The sequence below is a fragment of the Kitasatospora sp. NPDC001261 genome, assembly GCF_042896795.1.
In the GTDB taxonomy this organism is placed as follows: Bacteria; Actinomycetota; Actinomycetes; order Streptomycetales; family Streptomycetaceae; genus Kitasatospora.
On the sequence record NZ_JBIAXP010000055.1, the window covers coordinates 1 to 1,359 of the forward strand.

The 1,359-nt window shown below is 68.8% G+C and carries 2 rRNA genes and 1 pseudogene; all 3 read left to right on the forward strand.

Going from position 1 to position 1,359, the window contains the following annotated elements:
• A 23S ribosomal RNA gene (locus ACFY4B_RS41990) occupies positions 1–93 on the forward strand; the annotation flags it as partial.
• Between the two features lie 108 nt (positions 94–201).
• Positions 202–318, forward strand: a 5S ribosomal RNA gene (rrf, locus tag ACFY4B_RS41995).
• A 131-nt stretch (positions 319–449) separates the two neighbouring features.
• Positions 450–1,359 (forward strand): annotated as a pseudogene (locus tag ACFY4B_RS42000) (hypothetical protein); the annotation flags it as partial.

The following is a 1,359-nucleotide window of genomic DNA, read 5'->3' on the forward strand; positions in this document are numbered from 1 at the left end:
GGCTCCCAGTAGACGACTGGGTTGATAGGCCGGATATGGAAGCCCTGTGAGGGGTGGAGTTGACCGGTACTAATAGGCCGAGGGCTTGTCCTCAGACGCTCGCGTTCACTGTGTGGTTCCCGGGTAACGAACAGTTATCACCGGCGAACAAGGAAACACTTATCAACTGAAAAGTGTGTTTCGCTGAATACCCGATAGGGTTTCGGTGGTCATAGCGTGAGGGAAACGCCCGGTTACATTCCGAACCCGGAAGCTAAGCCTCACAGCGCCGATGGTACTGCAGGGGGGACCCTGTGGGAGAGTAGGACGCCGCCGAACAATTATTCAAGGCCGCGGCCCCAGCGACTCGCTGGGGCCGCGGCCTTTTTGTGTTTTGCGAACGTGAAGAAGATCGGCAAAAGCGGGACTTCCGCCCAGACGCGGAGGGTCCCGGCATGTCGGACAATGGAGAAGGTACGCGGGCCAGCAGGCCGGCGTCGAAGCCGCGTGGCGGTGGTGGAGTCGCATGCTCCGCCCGCGGTGTAGCTGAAGCAGCAGAAGGAGTCACCACGATGTCGAACCAGCCCCAGGACCGTCCCGAGCGTCGATCGGACGACGGCCGAGGCTACGAGCCCCGGTCCCGCGGGGGCTGGTCCAACGACCGTGGCGGCGACCGCGGTGGCTTCCGCCGCGATGACCGCCCCTCCGGCGGCTACCGTCGCGACGACCGTGACGACCGTCCGCGTCGTGACGACCGTCCGTCGGGCGGCGGGTACGGCCGCGACCGCGACGACCGCGGTGGCGACCGTGGCGGCTTCCGCCGTGACGACCGCCCCACCGGCGGGTACAACCGCGACCGCGGCGACCGTCCGTCGGGCGGTTTCAACCGTGACGACCGTGGCGGCGAGCGTGGCGGTTTCCGTCGTGATGACCGTCCGTCGGGTGGCGGTTTCAACCGCGACCGCGGTGACCGTCCGGCCGGCGGTGGCTTCCGCCGTGACGACCGCCCCTCGGGTGGCTTCAACCGTGACGACCGCGGCGGCGACCGTGGCGGCTTCCGCCGCGATGACCGTCCGTCGGGTGGCGGTTTCAACCGCGACCGCGGTGACCGTCCGGCCGGCGGTGGCTTCCGCCGTGACGACCGCCCCTCCGGTGGCGGTTTCCGTCGCGACGACCGTCCCTCCGGTGGCGGCTTCCGCCGCGACGACCGCCCGTCCGGTGGTTTCCGTCGGGACGACCGTGACGACCGTCCGCGTCGCGACGACCGCCCCTCCGGCGGTTTCAACCGCGATGACCGTGGTGGCGAGCGTGGCGGTTTCCGTCGTGATGACCGTCCGTCGGGTGGCGGTTTCAACCGCGACCGCGGTGACCGTCCGGCCG